The following is a 22,498-nucleotide window of genomic DNA, read 5'->3' on the forward strand; positions in this document are numbered from 1 at the left end:
AGAAATGCACAGGACGGAATTTCTCTGATCCAGACAGCAGAAGGTGCTCTTAACGAAACACACTCCATTCTGAACAGAATGAGAGAACTTGCTGTACAGAGCTCCAATGATACCAATACAAACTCCGACAGAGATGAGATTCAAAAAGAAATGAATCAGCTTTCCCAGGAAATCACAAGAATCTCCGAAAACACTGAGTTTAATACTCAGAAGCTTCTTACAGGAGACTTTGCAAGCAAAAAGCTTCACATTGGTGCCAATGAAGGCCAAGCAATGGAAGTTTCCATTGCTGATATGGGCTCAAATGCACTCGGAGTAGAAGGCAAAGTTGGATCAGCTACAGCTGTTACCGGTGTCGCAAACTTAAACGTAAGAGCAGTTAATGGTGATACAGCCCTTACAATCAAGTTTGCAGCAGCTGGAAATGATGCTGTCACAGAAACAACAGCTACAAGATCTGGTGATGAAATCACAGTTACATTGAAACAGGGAGCAGGTACTCCTGGTACAATAGCTGATACTCATGGAGCCATAGCTGATGCATTAAGCACAATTGAAGGACTTATCGTTGAGAAAGCAACTGGATTTGCAGCAGGCACAGCAATCGCAGCTGCTCCTGCTAATACAACCACAAGCACAACACTTGATGCCACCTATAATAGAGATAAGGGAATTAATGTATCTACACAGGCTGATGCCGATGCGGCCATCACAACAATCGATAATGCTATTACATCCGTATCTGCAGAAAGATCCAAGCTTGGTGCTGTTCAGAACAGACTGGACCACACCATCAACAACCTGACAGCAACATCTGAGAACCTCTCAGCTGCTGAATCCAGAATCAGAGACGTAGACATGGCTAAGGAAATGATGGAGTTCACAAAGAACAACATCCTGAACCAGGCTTCTACGGCTATGCTGGCTCAGGCTAACCAGATGCCACAGGGAGTACTTCAGTTACTCGGCTAATCAAAATATTAAAGGTAGACAGTTCATCATTTGAACTGCCTACCTTTTTTCTTGTCCTCAGTATTCATTTTCTCCTAACCTCTCATTACTTTATAAGTGCGATCCCCAAGCTTTCTCTAGAAAACCTCACTTATCCCTGTTACGTTGAAGAATATCATAAGTGAAGTACTTATTCTATCAAACTAACCAATTTCATTAATCCCGAAGTACTCTTTAATAATTGAATTGAGTTGAGTCGTAATTTCAAAAAAATCACAACCCAGATCTAGAGTTTTGACACTTATACTATTGCCGCTCATCCTATATGTACTATTTGGTTGTACAGTTTCATCTGTCTTTGCATAAAGTAACATACCTGACACTTCATGTGGTTGATCTCTTAATTGTCTCTCTTTATTCTTAACATACGTGAATATCTGGTATAGATTCCCAGAATGAAGCTTACGAACATCATATCGTGCTCGCGTCGTATTTGAATAATACTTTGCATCAATGATCAGTGTCTTCTCATCTTTAGTAAGCATGATATCAGTCTGCATAATGGGAAGCATATCATTTATCTCATCATCCAACTGCCAAGGAATCTGGGATGCTCTTGCATTAACTTCAGGATATTCTTTTTTGTAATACTCTAGAATAAATTTCTCATACAGTCGGGACATATGCTGTTCATCAAGAAAATCCATAAGCTTTTTTGTTCCACTAGAGGTGGTCTGCAGTAGACTATTTATTATTAGATGACATATTGAAATAAGCATTTGATACGTCTGATTATTTTTGTTGTAAATAAAATTCCAGTTTATGTTGTAAACATTAAGTATCTCAACATCACTAAAAAACACAAGGTGTTTACGTAATTCCTTTTTTCTTTTCGGGGAAATATCCGAGCGTAGTAGAAGCTCGGCTGTGGATTTTATAACTCGATTCATATAAGAGTTCACGGAAAAATCTTCATACACACAAACCAATTGCTTTCTTAACATAGTCCGAGTTTTTATCGATTCAGAAATATCAATCTTTCCTCGAATAGAAGATAAAGCATCAGATTCCCCTATGTATTCTCTTCCAAGACCTCTCTTTAATTGCAGAGAAATACCTTTTGTCAAAATTGCTGCACATAGTTCTGTAACATTACTAAATTTTTCGGTAGATACATTTTTATATCCCTGCTCATTCAGCACTTGGAAAGCATAAGATAGCATATAATATATATTCTGTACGGGTATCACTTAATAGCACCCCTTAAATAATTTGTCCAATCTTTAATTTTCAGCGGTTCGTCAAACCAGTATTCCTTCAGTAATGGGATGAGCTCGTACTCAACAATATTCGAAAGCATCGAATTACTGATCTCTCTTAGCTCACAAAAGTAGCTATGGCCTATACAGAACCCTTCACCGAGAGACTCATCAGCTGTAATAACACCATTCAAATTATCAATGGTGTTTATAAGATTATTAAATTCCTTGCTATTTAAGCTCATACGGTAGTTTCTAAAACCTTCAGATTCAAATCCTGGCTTCATTTCAAAGAATGCAAACCGTCTGCGAAGTGCATAATCAAGCATAGCCAAACTTCTATCTGCAGTATTCATCATACCAATGATATGGAGATTCTTGGGTACTGAGAACTTCTCATCAGAATATAAGAGCTGCAGTGCATTCCCACGTTTATCGTTCTCAATAAGCATAAAAAGTTCACCGAATATTTTACTCAGGTTTCCTCTGTTTATCTCATCAATAATGAAGAAGTAATCATTGTCCAGATCATCTGCTGCCTTTTTACAAAAGTTATAGAAGGAGCCCTTCTTAATTTCAAATCCTTCTCCTGCAGAAGTAGGACGAAACCCTTCAATAAAATCTTCGTAGCTATAGCTCTGGTGAAATTGAATCATCATCACACGTTCCTGATCTTTAACCCCCATCATTGAATAGGCTAAGCGCTTGGCCGCATATGTCTTACCTACCCCCGGTGCACCTTGAAGAATAACGTTTTTCTTTGTTTTTACAAGTCCTACAAGTGTATTGTATTTGTCTTCATCCATATATACTTCATCAAGAAACCTCTTTTTATCATAAAGAGGGTAGGAAATATCGGGAACCTCAACTTCATCATTATCTTCATCCTTTTCAAATAGTGTAATTAATTTTTCCACATAATCTGTGTATGATGTGATATCCGTCAAAGTTTTCATGACTGCTTGTCCTGGGTGATCCTTAGGCTCATCTATGTAATTATCTGTCCAATTCATCTCTCGAAAATTAGAATAGTCACTATCAATTGAAGAATCAAAAAAGTAATCCGATTTTACTATACCTCGACCAATAAGCTGATGCATTCCCTTTTTCACAAAAACAATATCACCTGGCTTCATCTCATTTGCAAACTGCCAAGTAGCGTGGGCAGCATTTCTATATGGTTTTGATGGGTCAATTTTCTCCTTCATGGCAACCTTCATTTCGTCTTTGCTTGTATATTGAGTTAAATCTCCAATCCTGCTCCACCCTATTCCCATAACATTTTGCCGATAAAAATCTTCCCACTTAACCGCACCATCCCCGGGTGAGTAGATCCAATAATGAACAGTATCTACATCTTCGTCTGCTAAGCCAGCGCCTTTCTCATCACGAGTAGTCTTATCATCTTTTATTTTTTGATTCACTTCCTCAGAATATCTCCATGCTTCAAATGATAGCTCTTTAAAATCCTTTAAACTGCACTCACCACTATTAAGGTAGCTCAGAAGTATATTAATTATTTCAAAATACTTCGCAGAAGGAATTTTACTTTCAATTTTAGGTAAAGAGGATACGACTTTACCAGGTATTTTCCCTGATTCGTATATATACCAAGAGTTACGTTGGTCAAGATTGAGGAAAGAATCCGGAGCAATCCAGTAAAGTGCCATAGTAACTTTACTATTGCCATTTCCTTTTTTATTGATCACGAGATCAAAATACTTCGATAGCACTTTTCGATTTCCTTCTGTAGGATTATCAGCATACTTCATAGCAGTTTCAAACAAATCCCACAATTCTTCAATATCACTCTCCCCACGTTCACCAACATAGTCATAAAAAGTAGCATTTTGGTTATTTAATACTGGAACACTGTCAAAAGACGTTGGAATATCTGCTTGTACTCCAAACGTTTCTGCAACTGATTCAATTATTTTCAAACGGTTTGACTCTTTCATCGAACTCTTGTTAAACAAACCAAATATTGTAAATGGGTCTATATCTGTAATTTGGTTATCTTTATCCAATGTCGGCATACTGATTCCTGTATCTTTAAAAATCTTCTCAACTTTAGTGATAAGCTCCTCTCTTTGTCTCCTAAAGCCTAATAGAAGATGTGAGAACTCTTTGTAAAGATCTACCCAATCATACTGTTTTGTTTCCAATTTTTTCCCTCCAGTATTTTTTATGTTCATATTATCTTTACTTTAACATGGAATTATCAGAGTAATGTAATCATTTTACTTATTATTTGTTGAACTTCACCATTTCTATACCTTCTTTCAAATGACCCTTCAATCCAATGACTTTCACGCAGTAACATAATTAATAATGCAACACATAGCTCATAGTTTGCATCTGGAAGTCTCAATAGTTCTATATCTACATTAATCGGGTCTGTCGATAATAAGCTTCTATAGTCACCATTAAGATCACCAAACCGCTGCAAACAATAGTAATAATGACTCTCATTCGAAGTATCTTTTTCTAGAAGCAATCTTAGATTGTCCTTTTTTTCCTCATTATGCATATATTTGCCCTCCTCACAAATAATGGATGCTGAAATATAATCTTGAAGACTATTCCATACACTAACCATCCACACAGTCCTTATAGACAAATACGCTCTCTATAAAGTTTTCGGTTCAAACTATAAAAGAAACTCATACCAAATAAAGTTCATTACTGATTTGAACAAACTCTTCATCCCCAACACATTCATACTGAAATACAGGACCATCCAATTCTAGATAGGTCTCAACCTCTAAAGTATCCAGATTGATCCTGCATACCCTCTCATTCCCCCTATCCGAAACATAGAGCATATTTCCCAGTAGAGTAAGACTTTCTGGATAACAGAATAGGCTTCCTCGATCCATACCAATTTCTCCATCAGAAATTGAAACTTCCAAACTTCCATCATCCAAAGAGAATCTTTTTACAGTGTGGGATGTAGGGTAAGCACACCATATGGAGTTCCCATACACAGCAATGTCATAAATCGTATCAACTTGTCCCATCTCTTCATATTTCCTCATAAGGGACCCACTTCTATCAAATTTGTAGATGACAGATTCCTGATAATAGCACACATAGAGAGAACCATCTTGGTCCCAACACCTTGAAGTACTCCTGTCACCAAACCTATCCACCATGGGTTCATAAAGATCCCCATTGAAGGCTTTAAAATATTCTTCTTCAGTGATTTCCTCAATCTCACCACGATATCTTCTGTACTCTCTGTTTCCATAATCATCTGATGCCGCATAATAAAGTTCCTTGTTGCTACTAAAGATCCCTGCAACACTTTCACTGATTAACTTCAAATAGACCACTCCTTCTCCACTAGCATTACAAACAAAGACATCCAGTGAAGATAACTCAAACCACTGATTATTTCATACTTCGATCTATCTTCTTTAAAAAACGAACATCCATTTAATTCTTATCGATTCCAGTCCACCTCTGAAAACCAGGTACCTTCACTGAGCTTTTCAGAAAGCTCCACACTCTCTTCCCGATTCTGAGCTGGGGCTACAAAGAACTCATCTATTCTTGGCTGACTCCCTTCCTCATGAAAAAGCATCACAATTTCCTCGAAATTCTTTGTAGAAACATATCCCCATGCTGCATAGAGTTCAGCTGATTTCCCTTCTCGTAGAGACTGACGTCACCCTCTTCATGATGAAAATGAATGAGAACGTGTTTGCCATTCCATCGATGAGAACTGTCTGAAAAAGTAAATTCCCCCTCAAACTCTTTCATCGTAAAGTAGCGGTACTTGGCCGTTCCGCGGATGGTTACCTCCATGACCGCATCCTCGCCTGCACTGAAGCTTCTTTCTATGCCGCTCAGCGTACTTTCTATCTCTTTTTCGTAAGGAAGGACATAGGCTATAACAGCTCCCAGAACCAGAAAGATCAAAAACAAACTGCTATAGATCCATCTTCTCTTCATACACGTACACCTCTCCATTTCACATAGGGATATCAATCTCAAACTTCAGTAAATTCAGAATATATTATCTCTATCTATATCCTAATATATTCAAAGCTATAACTCAATGAAATTTCTATTCTTTTCTCCTTCTTTCAGAGTAAATTGTAAGTCCCCTCCCAGGATGCTACAATTTATCTTAAAGAAGCAGTCCATCCGAAGGAGAAGAAGCAGCATGATACACGAAACCATGAAGATCACACAAGAGGGCTCCCAGGAGTACGCCAGACTTACCACCTATCTCTGGGAGTACTCTCCCGAGATACCCGTAAAGAAAAGAGCATTAGTCCTCATCTGCCCCGGTGGAGGCTATCATAGAACCTCCGACAGAGAAGCGGAAGCCGTTGCCCTCAAGATCATGTCCATGGGCCATCACGCAGCGGTGCTTCGATACTCTGTGGCACCAGCCCGCTTTCCTGTGGCTTTAAGAGAAGTGGCCAGCAGCATTACGCTCTTAAGAGGAAAAGCTGAAGAGTGGCACATAGATGAGAATAGGATTGTTGTTATGGGCTTTTCTGCAGGAGGCCACCTGGCTGCAAGCTATGGAGTCTACTGGAACTCCCCAATGCTGTCAGAAAGCACCGGGGCGAGTTTGGAGAATCTCCGTCCAAACGGCCTCATCCTAGGCTACCCTGTCATCACCGCATACGAACCCCACCGCCATGAAGGAAGCATCCGAAACCTCCTAGGAGACAACTGGCAGGAAAAAGAGTTCCTGGAGAAGGTTTCCCTGGAAAACCATGTAGGATTCCATACCCCTAGAACCTTTCTCTGGAGCACCTTTGAAGATGATACGGTTCCAGCAGAAAATTCCTTGGTCTTTGTCCAGGCACTGATGAAAAAGAAGATCCCGGTGGAGTTTCACCTTTATGAAAAAGGCGGACATGGACTTTCCTTAGCAAACCACATCACCGATAACGTTGCTCACACCTGCGATCAGAAAGAATGCCAGAACTGGATTGACCTTGTAGAGACCTGGCTTCAGAATCTATAGAAGAACCCCAAAAAAGGAGAACAGCCATGAGTACCATTCTCAATGAAAACCTCATCTACGAGATTCTTTCCGTGGTAGAAGAGATCCCGCCAGGTAACGTAGCCACCTATGGCCAGATTGCCCGTCTCATCGGAAGAGAAAAGAACGCAAGGCTTGTGGGCAGTGTCCTAAAAAGATCCGAATACTACGGAAGCTATCCCTGTCACCGGGTGGTGAATCATGAGGGACGCCTGGCTCCCAGCTTTCCAGAGCAGAAAGAGCTTCTACTCGAAGAGGACGTGCCATTTAAAAGTGAAAATCAGGTGGATCTGAAAAAAGCCCAGTGGGAGATCTAGGATGCCAAAATCCCCTGTGAGGCACTGAGCATCTTGTTATTCATTACTAATAAGGCTTTCAAAAGTAAGTACATATTCATCTTACTCTTTTCGCATACATCGTAAAAAGCAGTCAAAGTTTAAAAACTCTGACTGCTTTTTGCTTGAAGGGATGAACTGTTATCTGTTACGTCCGAACCCATTGCCTCCGCCGTTACCAAGACCTTCACCATTCTTTAGGCCGCTTCCATATCCTTGCCCATTTTGAGCTCCATTTCCGAACTGAAGTCCAGCACCTGCCATCGGTCTATCACCAGGATTGCCTTCGCCATCACAGTCTGCCTGATGTTCCTGAATTCTTTCCATCAGAGCATCTGCATTTTCCTGAGAAATCCTGCCTTCTGTCACTCTTTCCTCAACGACTTCTCTCTTCTGCTCAAAAAGTTCTGCTTTGAATTCATCCAGTACGCCTGCATCAACCGCAATGGAGCCATAGGTATTTTCGGCTGTCTTCAGTTCAGCAATTTCCTCCACAGACTTTCCTGTCATACCCGCTAAAGCCTCCTGTGGTGAGTCGTACTTTGCGGCTGCGAACACGGTCATGGAAGTCACTCCCATGGCTAGAGACAGAGCACCTGCTGCAATGATGTTTCTTTTGTTTTTCATTTTCTTTTCCTCCTAAATTTGTTTGTTGTTGAGATTGTTTCTATGGTTCAAATTTATCAGGAATTTATGTCATATTTTTGTTTTTTTCTGACTATATATGTGTTTTTCACTTTACCTGCAGAATCAAGGAGGTTTTTCTGTTCATTGCAAAAACGAGTACCCGAAAGGCTATCCTGTTTATCCTGTTCTTCATCAGATGCTTGTGAGCCTCATGGAAGAAGGCCTTACACATCTGAATGAGGCTTTCCCAGCCCCGAAAAAAAGCGTCACCCTGGATATGCTCTAAGTCCCTTTAATATGTCATATCAGAAAAGACAAAGGCATAGGAAGACGCCTTCCTATGCCTTTATCCTATAAGTACTGTTTTTCTGCCAAAGGCACTGATGATTTCTGACTCCACCCCATAGACCTCTTTCATGATCTTCGGCGTCACGATGGAAGCCTCTCCATAGGCATGAACCTTTCCGTCTTTCAGAAACAAAAACCGGTCGCAGTACCGAAGGGCTAAATTGATGTCATGGATCACCACAAGGCTGCCAATGCCTCTTTCCTTCGTAATCTCTCTCACGAGCCCCATCATTTCCACCTGGTTTTTCGGATCCAGACTGCTGGTGGGCTCATCCAGAAGAAGAAGTTTTGGATTCTGAAGAAGAGCCCTGGCAATCATCACCTTCTGGACCTCTCCTCCGGAAAGCTCATGAATGTACCGAAGGGAAAAGGGAGAAAGGCCTACCTTTTCCAAAGTCTCCTCGCAAAGAAGAAGATCTTCCTCTGAGACCCCCCACTTCATGTGGGGTTTTCTGCCAAGAAGCACCGCATCAAACACCGTCATTTCATGAATCTCATTCTTCTGAGCAACAAAAGCCATCTGCCTTGCCCGCTCCGCTGAAGATAAAGGCAGCATGCTTTTCCCCTCCACATACACACTTCCATGGCTGGGTACCCGGATTTTGCAGAGGCAGGAGAGAAGGGTGCTTTTTCCTGCGCCATTATTGCCCAAAATGGCCACAAACTCTCCTTTTCCCATACGAAAACTCACATCTTTCAGAATCTCAGTTTTTCCGTAGGAAAAAGAAATCTTATCCACTTGAATCAAACTACATTCACCTCCGCTTTCCTTTCTTCAGAATCAGGTAGAGAAAAAGAGGCGCGCCCAAAAAGGATGTGATGGCCCCGATGGGGAGCACCGCAGGCGTTCTCACGGTCCTTGAGAGAAGATCTGCAAAGAGCATCAGCGCGCTGCCAAGAAGGGCAGAGCCTGGAAGGAGGAAGCGGTAATCACTGCCCACAACCTTCCGGACCATATGGGGAGCAATGAGACCGATGAAGCTGATGGTGCCCACAAAGGCTATGGCCGTGGCAGAGATCAGGGTGGCCAGAAACATGCTCACAAGAATCAGCCGGTCCACAGGAACCCCCAGACTCTTCGCCGTCTGAACACCGCTTTCCATGGCATTGTAGTTCCATCGGTTGTAAAAAAAGTAGAAAAAAGACAAGAGGGACGTGATGAAAATGAGCGCAATCTCTTCGCTTCCTGCCCGGCCAAGGCTACCAAAGGTCCAGTAGACTATGGACGCCACCATCTCGTCGTCACTGAAGTACTGGATGAGGGTGGTGGCACCGCTGAACATGGCACTGAGGGCAACGCCCACAAGGATCATCACCGTGGGGGAGACCCCACGGACCTTGGAGAGAAATAAAATCAGCACCGTGGTAGTCATTCCTCCTAAAAAAGCCAAAATCACAATGATATAAGGATTGGTGAAGGTGATGCTGGAAAGAGCGTTTCCAGAAGCCTTGCTCCCCGCATGAAAATAGACAATGGCCACAGCAGCACCAAAGGAAGCCCCTTGGGAAACCCCCAAGGTGGACGCAGAGGCCAAGGGGTTCCGAAGAACACTCTGCATGACGCAGCCTGCAAGGGCCAAGGCCATGCCCACCACCACCGCCGTCAGGACCCTGGGCATACGAACCTGAAAGAGGATGGTCCTCATGGATGCATCGCCGCTTCTTCCAAGAAGAGTATTTACCACATCCTTCAGCGGCATCCCGGAAGACCCCACAGAGAGTGACAAAAGAGCCATAAAAATAGCCGTGAGAAGAAGACCCAGAAGAAAGAGCGCTTTTCTTCTGGTATAGCGCTGATAGCCTGTTCTGGTATTCTCTTCTCTCCGTACTGTCTTCATTTTCTACTCTCCCAGCTGAATGGTTCCATAATATAGGCCACCTGCCACCATCTCTTCATAGAGATTGACCCCCAGAAACTTCATGAAGATCTCTTCTGCCTTCTCTTCCAGGTTCACATCCTGAAACTCTTCCGGATAAAGAATCTTTCCGGCATGGTAAGCATTGAGAAAGGCATAGGTGAAATTGGTGCCTGCATTGTTGAAAGACGGCATGGTATAGACCTGTCCCTCTTTTACCGCCCGCAGATTTTCAAAATACTCCGGATGGTCCTGATACTCCTTCGTCACAAGATCGAGATTCCCAGGATCGAGGAAAATCACCTGGGGGTCCCAGGTCATGATCTTTTCAAGATCCGCCTCATAAAAGCCCTCTATGGCAGCATCCTCCGCCACATTTTTCGCATGGAGGGCATCAAAGATGCCGAACTTGGAGTAGGTGCCTGAAAAGCCCCGTCTGCCGTTAAAGGTCACGGCTCCTGCATAGGCCCGAAGCTTCTCTTCTTCCGGCACATTCTCCGTACGCGCCGTAAGATCTGAAAGCATTGTGTCCATATAGCTTAGGATCTCCTCTGCTCGGTCTTCCTTCTTTATGACCTCTCCAAAGACTCTCATAGCCTTGTAAAAAGACTCCGGGGAAAGGCCGGTGCTGTGCCGGACTGAAACCACGGGAATTCCTGTCTGAGCCTGAAGCTCCTCTGCTGCCTCATAATCAAAGCCTGCGATGATGACATCCGGGGAAACCAGGATGATCTCTTCAGAGAATCCGTTGTTCTGTCCACTGCCGCCTCCTTCGCCTACCACGGGAAGCTTTAAAAGATCCTCCCGGTGGATGGGGTTATAGTCTCGTCTAATGTTGACCCCTTCAGAAAGGTAGGCTTCGCTGCCCACCACCATATCCATGGCCTGAAGATACGCCGCAAGTCTTGGGGCTCCTGAGCCCAGGCAGATGATGGTTTCCACATCCACTGGAATCTCCACTTCTCTTCCCACCGCATCGGTGATGATTCTCGTCTTGGACGAAGCTGGCGCATCCAGCACGTCCTTCTCCACTGTTTCTTTTTCTCCACATCCAGTAAAGCTTGTGAGGACACTCAAGGCAAGCCCCATCAGTAGGATGCTTTTTAACTTTTTCTTCATACTGTTCTCCTATATACCAGACGATTTGGTCTGCTTTTTGTCTGCTTCTGCCACTTCATGTCAGAAGAAAGGCACCTGTATAAGGTGCCTGCTTCATCCACGATATCTCTACACTGCAAGGTTTCAGGGGAAACCTTCTAACTTTCTCTATGATGTTTTCTACAGTCCGTTGGCGGTTAAGGTCTTCTTGTAGGCATCGGTATGCACATAAAGCTCCTGCTTGATAGGGTTCACCTTTCTCTGCCTCACGGTGTACACCATAAAGAAGAATACACCCAGGTTGAACACAAAGGACAGAACACTAAGACTCATGAGGGCTCCGGTGCTGTAGGTAGGGATCACCTTGAAAAAGGAAGCCGTCTGGAAGTCCACTGACAGAGAGAACATGGCATAAAGAGACAGAATCTGTGCTCTATGCTGCAGCCATGCGCCCCGCTTGAAGAAATACTCCGCAATGACTGCGGCGGTTAAAATACCAAATCCCGCATAGAGGGACCGGGTGGAGATACAGTTATAAACATAGGCATAATTCCATAGAGTATAGCCGATGACATAAGGCCAGGTCATATCCGGCCAGATCATGTCTCTGGATTTGTCCTTGGACACCCGGATGCCCACAAATCCTGTGAGGGTGATGATGGTGAAAACTCCGGCAATGGCATTTAGAATGTTCCAGGGACCGCCCTGAACCACTATGCCGCCTGCGTCCACCGTCAGGGTCTTATAGGTGACAAAGATCTCCAGCTCTCTGAATACGGCCTCTGCAATGTTGATGGAGAGGATGGCTGCTGGAAAAACTGCAGCAAACTTCTTTGTGCCAAGCTTTGTAAAGCGGATGAGAAGGAATCCATAGACACCGATGAGGGCGGATACCACCTTCACCCATCCGAACCAGGTTTTTCCAGTGGGAGAACCCAAGGGGCCATAAAAGATCCCTATGGCCAGAAGCACTGGAAGCAGGACAAACATCAGCACCGATACGGTTTTAGATCTTCTGCTGATCTCATTTAAGAAAAGGAATGCGGCGATAAAAACCACCAGGGCCAGGAAACTCTGTACATTTAAACCTTCGTATAAAAATCCCATGATAAGCTCCTTTCACTAATACGCAACGACTTCTTTGATGTTGAACTCCTGACCGGAGAGAAGTGTATAAGCACTCCCCCCGCAGGAAGGACAGATGCGGCGGTGGGTGACAATGTTAAAATCTTCCCCACAGCCATGGCACTTGGCCATGGCCGGTAAAGTGAGGATTTCAAGCTTTGTCTCTTCATAGGCGGTGCCGCTCACCGCTGCCGGATAGCATTCCTCGATGAATCTTGGAATGGCCTGGGAAAGCTGGCCGATTTCCAGCACAATCTTATCCACCTTGGATAGCTGGTTTTCCAGGACAAAGCTGTCCACCACACGGATCACTTCATAGACAATACCAAGCTCATGCATACAAACACCCCATCATCTGGTTTCACTGAACGGATTGATCTTGTTCAGTGTAATCTTCGCTTTTCTTGTAATGGCATTTTTCATCACAGACTTTGGCAGTTTGTCCAGCTCAAAGCCCTTGACATCGTGGACTCTTTCCAGACTGATGGCACCGAATTTGCATCGTAAGGTGCAGGCGCCACAGCCTACACAAAGATACTCATCCACTTTGCTGGCACCACAGCCAAGGCATCTTGAGGACTCTTTTTTAATCTGCTCTTCTGTGAGGACCCCTCTTAAATCCTTGAAAGTATCTCTGGCTACTCTGCCAGAAACTGCAGCAGTTCTCTGACGCTCTGTGCCATCATAGTCCACAATCTCCTTGAGATTGCTCTTATCCAGCATGATGTAGGAGTGGTTGTCCCGTCCAAAGACCAGGGACTGTCCTTTCTGGACAAATCTGTGGATGGAGATGGCCGCTTCTTTACCTGCTGCAATGGCATCGATGGCAAGTCTTGGTCCGCTGGCCACATCGCCGCCGGCGAAGATGTCTGCCTTGGAGGACTGAAGCGTCACAGGATTCACCTTGATGGTCTGACGCTCTGTGAGAAGAACATCCTCTCCTTGGAGAAGATCCCCATATCCATAGGTCTGACCCACAGATAAGAGCACATGGTCACACGGAACCATAATGGTGTCCGTCTCATCATAGGCAGGGGCAAATCTTCCCGAAGCATCAAAGATGGAGATGCATTTTTTGAACTCCACGCCCGTGACCTTCACGCCGTCATGAAGAATGCGCACAGGACCCCAACTGTTGTGGATGGAGACCTCTTCAGACAGAGCTTCCTCCACTTCTTCCTCGTGGGCTGGCATGGCGTCTCTTGGCTCCAGGCAGTAAAGAGCAGCGCTCTCTACATCGCTGAGCCGGATGGAACTTCTGGCCACATCGATGGCCACATTGCCACCGCCGATGACAACGACCTTGCCGGATACCCCTGGATTTTCTCCAAGGTTGATCTTTTTCAGGAACTCTACGCCGTGCATCACGTCTTTAAGCTCTTCTCCCTGAAGACCCAGGTTTCTTCCTAAGGAAGCCCCAATGGCAACGTAGAAGGCATGGAAGCCTCTTTCTCTCAGCTGCGCGATCGTCACATCCTTGCCCACTTCTACACCGGTCTCAAACTTCACGCCCAGACCCTTGATGACTTCAATCTCCGCATCCACCACATCTTTTTCCAGACGGTAGGAAGGAATGCCTAAGGTGAGCATACCGCCCAGTCTCTTTTCCTTTTCAAACACCGTCACATCGTAGCCGTCCATAGCCAGATCATAGGCACAGGTGAGTCCCGATGGGCCGGATCCGATGATGGCCACTTTCTTGTCGCTGTAGTCATGACGCTTCTTTGGCACATAGCGGGTACCTGCTTCCAGGTCCTTCTCTGCAATGAACTTCTTGATGTCATCCACCGCCACCGCTTCATCATAAGCGCTTCTTGTGCAGTCCTCCTCACAAAGTCTTGGGCAGACTCTGCCACAGACTGCTGGCAGGGGGTTGTGCTTTTTGATGAGTTCTAATGCTTCAGTGTATTTCCCCTGGGCAGCCAGCTTGATATACCCCTGCACCGGGATATGGGCTGGGCACTTGGTGATACAAGGGGCTGTTCCGGAGTCTAAGGTGTTCTTCCGGTTCACCCGGTAATCGCTGTTCCACTTGTCCTCTTGCCACTCAGTATTTCGAGGGGTTACTTTTGTGATCTTCTCATCGAGAGGCGTCTTTGCGCAAAGCTTCTGTCCAAGCCTGATGGCGTTGGTGGGGCATACATCCACACACTCTCCGCAGGCAACGCATTTGGACTCGTCCACCACAGACTTGTAGTTGGAACGCACGATGTCATTGTTTAAGTACTCATTGGCCAGTCTCATGGCATAGCAGCCACATCCACAGCAGTTGCAGATGGCATGGGTATGGCCAGGCGTATCCAGGTTCGGCACGGAGTGCATGAGTCCGTTGTCCTCTGCCTTTCGGATGATCTCAAAAGCTTCTTCTCTTGTGATCTCCCGGCCTCTTCCGGTTTTGATGTAGTACTCCGCCGCATGGTCCAGCTGAATGCACATCTCTTCCTTCAGATGTCCGCAGCCTTCATGCATGGCTTCTCTGGAGGTTCTGCAGGAGCAGTCGGACACAGAGAAGATATGGGCTTCGTTGAGATGCTTGGAGATTTCCTCGTAGCTGGCCTTCTTGGAGTTTCCGTCAATGGCACGCTCGATGGGCAGCACTCTCATGGGGCCACCGCCAATGGGCATAATGCCTGCGGCCATGGGTCCTTTCTTGCTGCCGAAGAAGTAGAAGGCCTCTGCCACTTCCGGATATTTTGCCACCAGTTCTTTGTTGTTGTTGATCATCTCCAGATGTCCAGGCACAAAGATGTCATGCCAGTACACATCCACCCCATCCACGGTGTTCCAGAAGGTCACCCCGGTCCAGGCCAGATGCTGCAGAGCTTCTTTCACTTTTTCCAAAGGCTCTCCGGCGGCCGCTGCGATCTCTTCTGCACTCTTTTTGTCTCTAAAAGACACATGAAGGGCGATCTTTGCCTCATAGGGAGAAAGGATGGGTGCCAGAGCATAATACTCCGGACCAAAAGGAATGGCCTCCCGGCTGGTTCCCGCTTTGGTTCTGCCGATCTTGTTCGCCAGGTCCACAATCTCCTGTCGGTACTCTCTGCCGTCCACATCTGCCCAGTTCAGAGCAAAGTTAAAGTTTTTGGACTTGTTGAAATTTGTTTTTTCCTGTTTTTTTGCCATGTTCTACATCCTTCCCATTTGCTTTCTGATCCAGTTTGTCCAGGCTTCCATTCCTTCTCCGGTCTTAGCCGAGAGAGGGAAGATCTCAATGTCCTTGTTCAGGTGATACACTCTTTCCTTCAGCGCTTCCATGTCAAAATCAAAGTAGGGCATCACATCCATCTTGCTGATGAGAAGCGCATCCACCTTGGCGAAGATCATGGGATACTTGAGAGGCTTGTCGTCTCCCTCCGGTACGCTTAATATGGCGATGTTCTTCATGGCGCCAGTGTCGTAGCCCACAGGACAGATGAGGTTTCCAATGTTCTCCAGAAACACCAGATCCAGATCCGAAACTTCCAGGGCATCCACCCCAGCTCTCGCCATGGTGGCGTCAATGTGGCACAGTCCGTCTGTGTGCATCTGCACGGCTCTAGCACCTGCCTCCTGAACGGTTTTTGCGTCCACATCGGAGTCCACATCCGCTTCAATGACCCCGATGGTCATCTCCTCTTTCAGCGCTTTCACCGTACTCACCAGCGTGGTGGTTTTTCCGCTGCCGGGAGAAGACATGACATTCACCATGAAGGCTCCATTTTCTCTTAAAAATCCTCTGGTTTCCTCTGCCACTTTCTTGTTGTCCTCATAGATATTCTTCTTGATGGAAAAGACTTTCAGCTCACTCATTTCTACACCTCAACCCTTTATTTGACATGATTATAACAATCTGATTTTCCAGTAACAACCGCCCTTTTTGTCTTAAAATTAACAATAATTTACTTTACCTATGTGTTTACAATGGATGGAGAGTCCTTGTAAATAGGGAATATTCACTGAAGTGTACACACCAGTCCAAAGTAAAATTTTCTTTCTACATTGTATAAAGCCTTGTATTATGTTAAAGTTTTAGTAAATCATGTATAGCAGAAATGGGGGGTACAAATGGATTCCAAAGAGAAGCAGAACATCCTGGCAGAAGGTCAGAAATATGGCATCACTGCCACCTGTGAGAAATATGGCATCTCCCGGACCCTCTATTACCGGTGGCTCCACCGCTATGAAACCAAGGGCATGGAGGGGCTGAGGACAAGGAAAGCCCTTACGTCTCCCAAAAACCGGACACCTAAGGCTCTGGAGGAGAAGGTGCTCACCCTCATCCGGACCTATCCTGCTCTGGGTCCAAGGGAAATCAAGTACCTGTTGGAGGAGATTGATGTCCCTCTGAGTGAGTCTGCGGTGTACAACATCATGAAACGCCACAATCTCTCAAGACGGGAGCAGCGCATGGCTTTTTCCAGAAAGAAGCTGCCAAAGTCCACTTCAGGAACCCTTCCCTATGAGGCTTCCAAAAGTGGAGAGTGCTGGTTTTTCTTTCTGACTGCCTGCGGATACTGGCAGGATGGAAAACCGCTCTATATCTACAGCATCATCGACTACCAAAGCAGGATCGCCTGTTCCCGGCTTTATGAAACACTTTCCATGGACTGCTTCGAGGATCTTCTCACAGCAGCAGCGCTGCCTGTGGCCCAGAACCTGGGCTTTCAGACAAAATATCTGGTTTTCTTAGAAGATGCCCAGCTTCAGTGTAAAAACAGGAACCTCTTCGAAGAAAAGGTCCATGAGATCCTTCATGCCAGCGGATTTGATCCTGAGCTCCATTTTCTGAAAAGCGATGCTCTGCCAAAAGAAATCCTCTCCCTTCGGGAAAGTTACACGAAAGTCTGTCTATCGGCCCTGATGCCAAGGCTCTCCCAGTCAGAACCTCTGTCTTCCCTGAAGATCGCCCTCCAAAGAGAAATCAGACGCTATAATCTGTCCCATCAGATGCTCTATGAAGACCTCTTTCTCTCCCCTCTGGAATTTCACAGAAGATCCATCGGGGTGGGAACCATTCTTCCACTATGGGCCTATATGGACCGGGACTATTAAGGAGTACAATCTATGCACATCGCTGTCATCGGTGGAGGATTCAGCGGCCTTCTGGCCGCGTACCTTCTACAAAAAAAAGACATCCACGTTACTGTTTATGAAAAAGAAAATCTTCTGGGAGGCCATCTCAGAACGCTGTACTGCCATGGCCTTACGGTGGAAATCGGAACCGCAGCAGCTTTTTCTCCCCATCTGAAAGAGCTGCTTCTTGAGCTCGACATTTCCTATACCGAGAGGTTCACCTACAGAAACTTCCTCGATGAGAACCACCAGAAAGTGGAGCAGCTGAGTCATAAGGAAGTGGTAAAGCTCATAGAAGAGCTCCCCAGGTATGAGGCGCTTTATAGCACGCACTTTTCCGAGAAGTCCTCTCCTTTTTATGGAGAATTCGGGCATCTGAAGATGCCTCTTTGTGACTTTCTGACGATGCATGACCTTCCCATGATGAGACAAGTCATCGCACCGCATCTTTCTGCCTACGGCTTTGGGGCCATTGAGGAGGTTCCAGCCTACTATGCTCTCCACACCTTTGATCCCCAGACCATCAAAGCCATCATCCGGGGAGACAAGCTTCTGTTTGTGGATGAAGGAATGCAGCGCCTCATGGAAAAGCTCAGTGAGCATCTGAAAGACATCCGGTATGGGGCTGAAGTGATCCAGGTGGAACCTGTCTCAGATAAAGTGCGGATCGACACAGCCTTTCATACAGAACTTTATGATCAGGTGCTGGTGACCACGAAGCTTCCCAAGGATGTGCTGAAAGATGATCTCTACAATGATCTCATGAAAAAGATTGATACAAACCCTTACGTCACCTGCACCTATGAAGTGGAGAACAAAAACATCGTCACCACCTACTACAAAGCCAATGCAGGAAAGAAAGAGTGTCTTCAGTTTTTCAATGTCTATAAAGACAAAGAGAAAACCATCCTGGTGGCTTACACCTATGGACACCTTACTAAAAACTTAGCGGAGAACATCACAGAGGATCTTATAAGGACCGGGATTGAAGTGAAGCATCTCATCATGGCCAAGCAGTGGTATATCTTCCCCCACCTGAAAACCCATAATCTCACGGAGGACTTCTATCGGCAGCTTTTGGAGCATCAGAAAAAGAGCCCCATCTGCCTCACTGGAACCCTCATGACAAAACCTTCCATCTCCCATCTCTATGAGGCCATCAAAACCTTCATCCAAGAACGCTTTTCCTGAATGAAAAAGACATAGAAATACTCTTTTTGACTTTTTAGAACTTATGAATAGAAATACGTTGGAAGCAGAGAGATTTCATCATGTTTTCAACGTTTTTTTGTACACTTATTTCAAGTTCATCTCTGAAACATTTTATTCTACCCTTTTCAAGTATTTTGTATCGGCCACCTGAGGGGTTCATCACTTCGCCATTTTCCATCCTGCGTACACCAAAAAAAAGGATAAGGCGAACTTCGCTTTATCCTTTACTTCATCCATTCAATCCGGTTCCGATGTGTTTAGTGCTGCTCACCCTTGAACTGCTCAGATCTTTAGAACTTTATACGATTCAATGATCCCTGAAATCAGCGAAGGGTCTTTATAACTTGCTGCAACTACAGTATTCTTTGAACGATCCAAATGATCAATACCACAACCAGAACAGTACCAAGTAATCCCCATGCTCTATTGGAGTTCATAGTAAATTCTCCTTTCTTGTGAAGATTTTTCATCCGGTGTCGCAGATGAACGCAACCTTTTATTTTGCGAGCTCTTTTTGATATAACAGCTGCGCCGATTCATTGCTCAAATTTTCCAAATCTGGCCCTTTCGCTGACGTGAAAACTGTTTTAATCAGGATACCGATTCTTTGACCTAAAAATCAGTTTTCTTCAGAAGATTATCTGCTGTCTTCTCCGCTTTTTTTATTAGTTTCTCCGCTTTATCCTCTGCTTTATCTCTGATCATTTCAGCCCGTCTCTGATCTTTTACATCCCGAATGTTGTCTATTACGCTCTCCTTCACATCTCTGATCTCTTCTTTTGCTCTACCTTTGATTTCGTCAATTCTATCGTCGGTCTTATCCTTGATTTTTTCTGCAGATTTCTTTGTATCTTTAAATGTACGCTCTATTCTTCTTTTGAAATTATCCATTGTTCATCCTCCATTTTATTTGTGAACAAGAGTTCAGCAAGTGCGATCCGATATTTTCTAAAACGCTTCCCGCTCATAGGCAAAGAACGCATGTCTTCTAAGTCCGCCTTTTCATCATACTGCCCCATGAGATTCCTCCTTACCGAGGCAGAAGACTCCATGCTATTTAGGGTCTTCATATTGGTTTTTCTCATAGCGCTGGCTTTGACGTGGCTTCAGTAGTTTCAGCACGCCCCAGGCTACAAAGGCCACTGTAACCATGGCAATGGCCGATGCTGGTTCAAAGACTGCAGTGTTTCCAATCGCAAACATGGAGATATCAGAGAAAATCCCTTCAAATAACCCAACAATATACTGTGAAATCTCATAGACCCCCTGAACAATTGGGTTCTCTGGATTTGCTCCCAACAGCTTAAATACCAGTCGAAACAGCAAAAGTAATTCTACGGTTCCAAAAAGCAAGCTGGCCACGGTTTGCGCCAAATGGCTTTCTTTTTTTGTCTCTCTAATTTCGGTTTGTCTTGTTCTATTTTCCATCCTTATTCCTCCTTTTTTTCATGTGATCGCATCAGAAAGTGCTATGTCAGACTTTGATTCCATTCACAATGAATGTGAGAAGCTCCTCAAAGGCCTTGTAGTATCTGTCTTTTTTTCCCTTTATTTGGAGCAAATAGGCTGTTTCGCGACCTACAAAGAAAATCACATAGCCAAACATCTCAGCGTCGATATCCCGGATTTCTCTGATTTCTTTAGACTCCTCCAGCATTCTTTGAAAGATATCCGGAACCCCAAGGGAGTCGTCTTTCATTTCGCTCTCTTTATTCTTGAGTGGTCCTGTACCTTCCTGAGATAACACTTTGGCCAAATCAGGATTGTTCTCCATTTCCGTAAAATGGTACCTCAGAATTCTCTTGATCTTTTCCAAAGGAGAGATCTCCTGTTTCTCCTGTTTCTCTATAAACTCAATCATCTTGGTGTGCTGCGACTCAAATATATAGTCCAGAATATCGTCTTTATTCTTAAAATAGATATATACGGTTCCAACAGCAATCTCCGCATCATCTGCAATATCTTGAACCTTAGTCTTGTAGAATCCCTCTTCTGCAATAATCTTGGTGGCAGAAAGACGAATCAGCTCCTTTTTATTCATGGTATCTCCTCCGCATCTCACGTGACAAGTATGCGAAATATTCTGAATAATCAACCTGTACCTTGCCAACGGAATGTGAAGGTACTCTTATCAATACTAGATGTTGAACTATAAACTGAATGAACGTTCATTCAGTTTACTGAATTAAAAAAGGGCTTTTCCACCCATCTTATTTCCGAAATCAAGAAAGAAGTTTTTGTCATCTTCTCCCCATTTCCTATTCATACTTTAATCGATGGTTCTTCCTAAATACATTATAGCACTAAATCATCGTTCGTGCCTATTTTTAATAAAACTTTATAATAACACAAATTTTAAAACTATGCAATATCTTTTTGAGTATTCATGTACATCTTTTAAGAGAGCTTTCGTAAGAGCCCACCTATCTTATCTGCTTCTCTTTGTCTATGAAAGGATTCTCCCACTATTCTTCTGACTTACCGCACAATTCTAATACCACACGCCCCCGCAGACCCATATTGCCTTCTTGAGTCCTGTACACTTCTATAGGATGAGTTCGCTGAAGCTTAGTGTGGAAACTCCAATTCCATGCTAAAATCAATTCAGATGATTAAATGTAATGGATGGAGAATGAACGTGCCTAAATATAAGAAAATCTATATGGAAATCACCAGCACCTGCAATCTCTCCTGCAGCTTCTGCCCAGAAACGAAGCGCCCCAAAAGCTTCCTGTCTGTGAAGGAGTTTGAGAGAAGGCTTCATGAAGTCAGACCCTACACCGACCATCTCTATCTCCACGTGAAAGGAGAACCTCTCCTTCATCCGGAGCTTGAAAAGCTTCTGGATCTCTGCATGGAGAATGACATCCAGGTGAATCTCACCACCAACGCCACCCTGCTTTCCAAGCACCAGGAGATGCTCCTCCGTAAACCTGCACTAAGGCAGATGAACTTCTCCCTCCACAGCCTGGATGGAAATGAGGGAGAACGTGACAAGGACTCCTACATGAGAAGCATTCTGGACTTCGCCAAAGAGGCTTCCGAAAAAGGACGCCCCATGGTTTCCTTGAGGTTCTGGAACATTGATAGAGAAGATCTTCTACGTCTCTCCCACCGAAAAAACAGAGCCCTTCTGGAAATCATCGAAAAGGAGTTCCATTTGGACCATCCGATTGAAGAGAAAGTACAGCCAGGACGTGGCCTGAAACTTGCAAACGGGATCTACATCAATCAGGACCATGAGTTCCAGTGGCCGGCCTTAACCGAAGAGGAAGATGATGGAGAAGGATTCTGCTATGGCCTGAAAGACCAGGTGGGAATCCTCACCGATGGCACTGTGGTGCCCTGCTGCCTGGATGGAGAAGGCATCATAAACCTTGGAAATATAAAAGAGCAGTCCTTTTCTTCCATTCTCTCTTCAGAAAGAGCAAAGAACCTGGCAGAAGGGTTCACAAGACGAACCGCCGTGGAAGAGCTCTGCAGAAAATGCGGCTACCGGAAACGCTTTGGAAAATAATCCTAGTCTTCAGGCTCTGTTTCCATCAGCCTATCTTACACACTTACACATTTAAAACATAATAAATGGAAAGAAAGAAGGGTCAGCACCAAGTGCTGACCCCCTTT

Annotated in this window: 24 protein-coding genes; 6 read left to right on the top strand and 18 right to left on the bottom strand. The window is 44.7% G+C overall.

Annotation, left to right across the window (positions count from 1 at the left end):
• Positions 1-972, top strand: a 972-nt coding sequence (locus BM243_RS11405; RefSeq protein WP_074912488.1) for a flagellin, incomplete at its 5' end; no start/stop codon positions are given.
• Positions 973-1,154: 182 nt separating this feature from the next.
• On the opposite strand, the gene mcrC is transcribed toward BM243_RS11405, so the two are convergent.
• The 6 genes from mcrC to BM243_RS11430 form a co-directional block, all read right to left on the bottom strand.
• Positions 1,155-2,201, bottom strand: coding sequence for a 5-methylcytosine-specific restriction endonuclease system specificity protein McrC (mcrC, locus tag BM243_RS11410; RefSeq protein ID WP_074912489.1), 1,047 nt, complete (start codon positions 2,199-2,201; stop codon positions 1,155-1,157).
• The gene (locus BM243_RS11415) at positions 2,198-4,375 is read right to left on the bottom strand and encodes an AAA family ATPase (protein WP_242943549.1); all 2,178 of its coding nucleotides are present in this window, start codon (positions 4,373-4,375) and stop codon (positions 2,198-2,200) included. The genes mcrC and BM243_RS11415 overlap by 4 nt, the downstream gene beginning before the upstream one ends.
• 56 nt (positions 4,376-4,431) lie before the next feature.
• Complete coding sequence (locus BM243_RS11420; protein WP_074912491.1) at positions 4,432-4,740, bottom strand: hypothetical protein; 309 nt, start codon at positions 4,738-4,740, stop codon at positions 4,432-4,434.
• Between the two features lie 133 nt (positions 4,741-4,873).
• Positions 4,874-5,536, bottom strand: a complete 663-nt coding sequence (locus BM243_RS11425) for an NHL repeat-containing protein (protein WP_074912492.1) — start codon at positions 5,534-5,536, stop codon at positions 4,874-4,876.
• A 119-nt stretch (positions 5,537-5,655) separates the two neighbouring features.
• Positions 5,656-5,799, bottom strand: a complete 144-nt coding sequence (locus BM243_RS15275) for a hypothetical protein (RefSeq protein WP_177213513.1) — start codon at positions 5,797-5,799, stop codon at positions 5,656-5,658.
• Positions 5,796-6,167 (bottom strand): hypothetical protein, encoded by a 372-nt coding sequence (locus BM243_RS11430; RefSeq protein WP_074912493.1) that lies wholly within the window; start codon positions 6,165-6,167, stop codon positions 5,796-5,798. Before BM243_RS11430 ends, BM243_RS15275 begins: the two co-directional genes overlap by 4 nt.
• 214 nt (positions 6,168-6,381) lie before the next feature.
• On the opposite strand from BM243_RS11430, the gene BM243_RS11435 reads away from it, so the two are divergent.
• Both BM243_RS11435 and BM243_RS11440 read left to right on the top strand, forming a co-directional pair.
• Entirely contained in the window at positions 6,382-7,200 is an 819-nt protein-coding gene (locus BM243_RS11435; RefSeq protein WP_074912494.1) for an alpha/beta hydrolase, read from the top strand.
• Positions 7,201-7,226: 26 nt separating this feature from the next.
• Positions 7,227-7,535 carry an MGMT family protein gene (locus BM243_RS11440; protein WP_074912495.1) on the top strand — a complete coding sequence of 103 codons (309 nt, stop codon included), beginning with the start codon at positions 7,227-7,229 and terminating at the stop codon, positions 7,533-7,535.
• 159 nt (positions 7,536-7,694) lie between these two features.
• On the opposite strand, the gene BM243_RS11445 is transcribed toward BM243_RS11440, so the two are convergent.
• From BM243_RS11445 to hypB, 8 genes are all read right to left on the bottom strand, one after another.
• Positions 7,695-8,180, bottom strand: a complete 486-nt coding sequence (locus BM243_RS11445) for a hypothetical protein (protein WP_074912496.1) — start codon at positions 8,178-8,180, stop codon at positions 7,695-7,697.
• Between the two features lie 346 nt (positions 8,181-8,526).
• Positions 8,527-9,267 (bottom strand): ABC transporter ATP-binding protein, encoded by a 741-nt coding sequence (locus BM243_RS11455; protein ID WP_242943555.1) that lies wholly within the window; start codon positions 9,265-9,267, stop codon positions 8,527-8,529.
• 16 nt (positions 9,268-9,283) lie between these two features.
• Positions 9,284-10,366 carry a FecCD family ABC transporter permease gene (locus BM243_RS11460; RefSeq protein ID WP_074912499.1) on the bottom strand — a complete coding sequence of 361 codons (1,083 nt, stop codon included), beginning with the start codon at positions 10,364-10,366 and terminating at the stop codon, positions 9,284-9,286.
• 3 nt (positions 10,367-10,369) lie between these two features.
• Positions 10,370-11,503 carry an iron ABC transporter substrate-binding protein gene (locus tag BM243_RS11465; RefSeq protein ID WP_074912500.1) on the bottom strand — a complete coding sequence of 378 codons (1,134 nt, stop codon included), beginning with the start codon at positions 11,501-11,503 and terminating at the stop codon, positions 10,370-10,372.
• A 159-nt stretch (positions 11,504-11,662) separates the two neighbouring features.
• The gene (locus BM243_RS11470; RefSeq protein WP_074912501.1) at positions 11,663-12,589 is read right to left on the bottom strand and encodes a DUF5692 family protein; all 927 of its coding nucleotides are present in this window, start codon (positions 12,587-12,589) and stop codon (positions 11,663-11,665) included.
• Between the two features lie 15 nt (positions 12,590-12,604).
• Positions 12,605-12,946 carry a hydrogenase maturation nickel metallochaperone HypA/HybF gene (locus tag BM243_RS11475; protein ID WP_074912502.1) on the bottom strand — a complete coding sequence of 114 codons (342 nt, stop codon included), beginning with the start codon at positions 12,944-12,946 and terminating at the stop codon, positions 12,605-12,607.
• Positions 12,947-12,958: 12 nt separating this feature from the next.
• Positions 12,959-15,733 carry an FAD-dependent oxidoreductase gene (locus tag BM243_RS11480; RefSeq protein WP_083422776.1) on the bottom strand — a complete coding sequence of 925 codons (2,775 nt, stop codon included), beginning with the start codon at positions 15,731-15,733 and terminating at the stop codon, positions 12,959-12,961.
• Between the two features lie 3 nt (positions 15,734-15,736).
• Positions 15,737-16,399, bottom strand: a complete 663-nt coding sequence (gene hypB, locus BM243_RS11485; protein WP_074912503.1) for a hydrogenase nickel incorporation protein HypB — start codon at positions 16,397-16,399, stop codon at positions 15,737-15,739.
• 255 nt (positions 16,400-16,654) lie between these two features.
• Between hypB and BM243_RS11490 the strand changes: the two genes are divergently transcribed.
• Together BM243_RS11490 and BM243_RS11495 are read left to right on the top strand one after the other, a co-directional pair.
• Entirely contained in the window at positions 16,655-17,641 is a 987-nt protein-coding gene (locus BM243_RS11490; RefSeq protein ID WP_074912504.1) for a helix-turn-helix domain-containing protein, read from the top strand.
• Between the two features lie 12 nt (positions 17,642-17,653).
• Positions 17,654-18,853: an FAD-dependent oxidoreductase gene (locus BM243_RS11495; protein ID WP_074912505.1), complete on the top strand. Its 1,200-nt coding sequence runs from the start codon at positions 17,654-17,656 to the stop codon at positions 18,851-18,853.
• 633 nt (positions 18,854-19,486) lie between these two features.
• Here the strand turns inward: BM243_RS11495 and BM243_RS11500 are convergent.
• Genes BM243_RS11500 through BM243_RS11510 form a run of 4 tightly spaced genes read right to left on the bottom strand, consistent with a single transcriptional unit; the run spans position 19,487 to position 20,915 of the window.
• Positions 19,487-19,765, bottom strand: coding sequence for a hypothetical protein (locus BM243_RS11500; protein ID WP_074912506.1), 279 nt, complete (start codon positions 19,763-19,765; stop codon positions 19,487-19,489).
• On the bottom strand, positions 19,741-19,893 hold the full coding sequence (locus tag BM243_RS15280; protein ID WP_177213514.1) for a hypothetical protein: 153 nt from the start codon (positions 19,891-19,893) through the stop codon (positions 19,741-19,743). Before BM243_RS15280 ends, BM243_RS11500 begins: the two co-directional genes overlap by 25 nt.
• A 34-nt stretch (positions 19,894-19,927) precedes the next feature.
• Positions 19,928-20,302, bottom strand: coding sequence for a YggT family protein (locus BM243_RS11505; protein WP_083422777.1), 375 nt, complete (start codon positions 20,300-20,302; stop codon positions 19,928-19,930).
• Between the two features lie 46 nt (positions 20,303-20,348).
• Entirely contained in the window at positions 20,349-20,915 is a 567-nt protein-coding gene (locus tag BM243_RS11510) for a TetR/AcrR family transcriptional regulator (RefSeq protein ID WP_074912507.1), read from the bottom strand.
• Positions 20,916-21,506: 591 nt separating this feature from the next.
• Here BM243_RS11510 and BM243_RS11515 point away from each other — a divergent pair.
• Positions 21,507-22,391, top strand: coding sequence for a radical SAM/SPASM domain-containing protein (locus tag BM243_RS11515; RefSeq protein WP_242943550.1), 885 nt, complete (start codon positions 21,507-21,509; stop codon positions 22,389-22,391).
• The last annotated feature ends 107 nt before the right edge of the window (positions 22,392-22,498 follow it).

The organism is Proteiniclasticum ruminis, assembly GCF_900115135.1.
GTDB lineage: Bacteria > Bacillota > Clostridia > Clostridiales > Clostridiaceae > Proteiniclasticum > Proteiniclasticum ruminis_A.

What these genes read in the sequence shown, in the direction of transcription:
- BM243_RS11420 (WP_074912491.1), bottom strand. Translation starts at nt 4,740, where the DNA reads ATGCATAATGAGGAAAAAAAGGACAATCTAAGATTGCTTCTAGAAAAA.
- BM243_RS11430 (WP_074912493.1), bottom strand. Translation starts at nt 6,167, where the DNA reads ATGAAGAGAAGATGGATCTATAGCAGTTTGTTTTTGATCTTTCTGGTT.
- BM243_RS11435 (WP_074912494.1), top strand. Translation starts at nt 6,382, where the DNA reads ATGATACACGAAACCATGAAGATCACACAAGAGGGCTCCCAGGAGTAC.
- BM243_RS11440 (WP_074912495.1), top strand. Translation starts at nt 7,227, where the DNA reads ATGAGTACCATTCTCAATGAAAACCTCATCTACGAGATTCTTTCCGTG.
- BM243_RS11445 (WP_074912496.1), bottom strand. Translation starts at nt 8,180, where the DNA reads ATGAAAAACAAAAGAAACATCATTGCAGCAGGTGCTCTGTCTCTAGCC.
- BM243_RS11460 (WP_074912499.1), bottom strand. Translation starts at nt 10,366, where the DNA reads ATGAAGACAGTACGGAGAGAAGAGAATACCAGAACAGGCTATCAGCGC.
- BM243_RS11465 (WP_074912500.1), bottom strand. Translation starts at nt 11,503, where the DNA reads ATGAAGAAAAAGTTAAAAAGCATCCTACTGATGGGGCTTGCCTTGAGT.
- BM243_RS11470 (WP_074912501.1), bottom strand. Translation starts at nt 12,589, where the DNA reads ATGGGATTTTTATACGAAGGTTTAAATGTACAGAGTTTCCTGGCCCTG.
- BM243_RS11475 (WP_074912502.1), bottom strand. Translation starts at nt 12,946, where the DNA reads ATGCATGAGCTTGGTATTGTCTATGAAGTGATCCGTGTGGTGGACAGC.
- BM243_RS11480 (WP_083422776.1), bottom strand. Translation starts at nt 15,733, where the DNA reads ATGGCAAAAAAACAGGAAAAAACAAATTTCAACAAGTCCAAAAACTTT.
- hypB (WP_074912503.1), bottom strand. Translation starts at nt 16,399, where the DNA reads ATGAGTGAGCTGAAAGTCTTTTCCATCAAGAAGAATATCTATGAGGAC.
- BM243_RS11490 (WP_074912504.1), top strand. Translation starts at nt 16,655, where the DNA reads ATGGATTCCAAAGAGAAGCAGAACATCCTGGCAGAAGGTCAGAAATAT.
- BM243_RS11495 (WP_074912505.1), top strand. Translation starts at nt 17,654, where the DNA reads ATGCACATCGCTGTCATCGGTGGAGGATTCAGCGGCCTTCTGGCCGCG.
- BM243_RS11500 (WP_074912506.1), bottom strand. Translation starts at nt 19,765, where the DNA reads ATGGATAATTTCAAAAGAAGAATAGAGCGTACATTTAAAGATACAAAG.
- BM243_RS15280 (WP_177213514.1), bottom strand. Translation starts at nt 19,893, where the DNA reads ATGGGGCAGTATGATGAAAAGGCGGACTTAGAAGACATGCGTTCTTTG.
- BM243_RS11505 (WP_083422777.1), bottom strand. Translation starts at nt 20,302, where the DNA reads ATGGAAAATAGAACAAGACAAACCGAAATTAGAGAGACAAAAAAAGAA.
- BM243_RS11510 (WP_074912507.1), bottom strand. Translation starts at nt 20,915, where the DNA reads ATGAATAAAAAGGAGCTGATTCGTCTTTCTGCCACCAAGATTATTGCA.
- BM243_RS11515 (WP_242943550.1), top strand. Translation starts at nt 21,507, where the DNA reads ATGAACGTGCCTAAATATAAGAAAATCTATATGGAAATCACCAGCACC.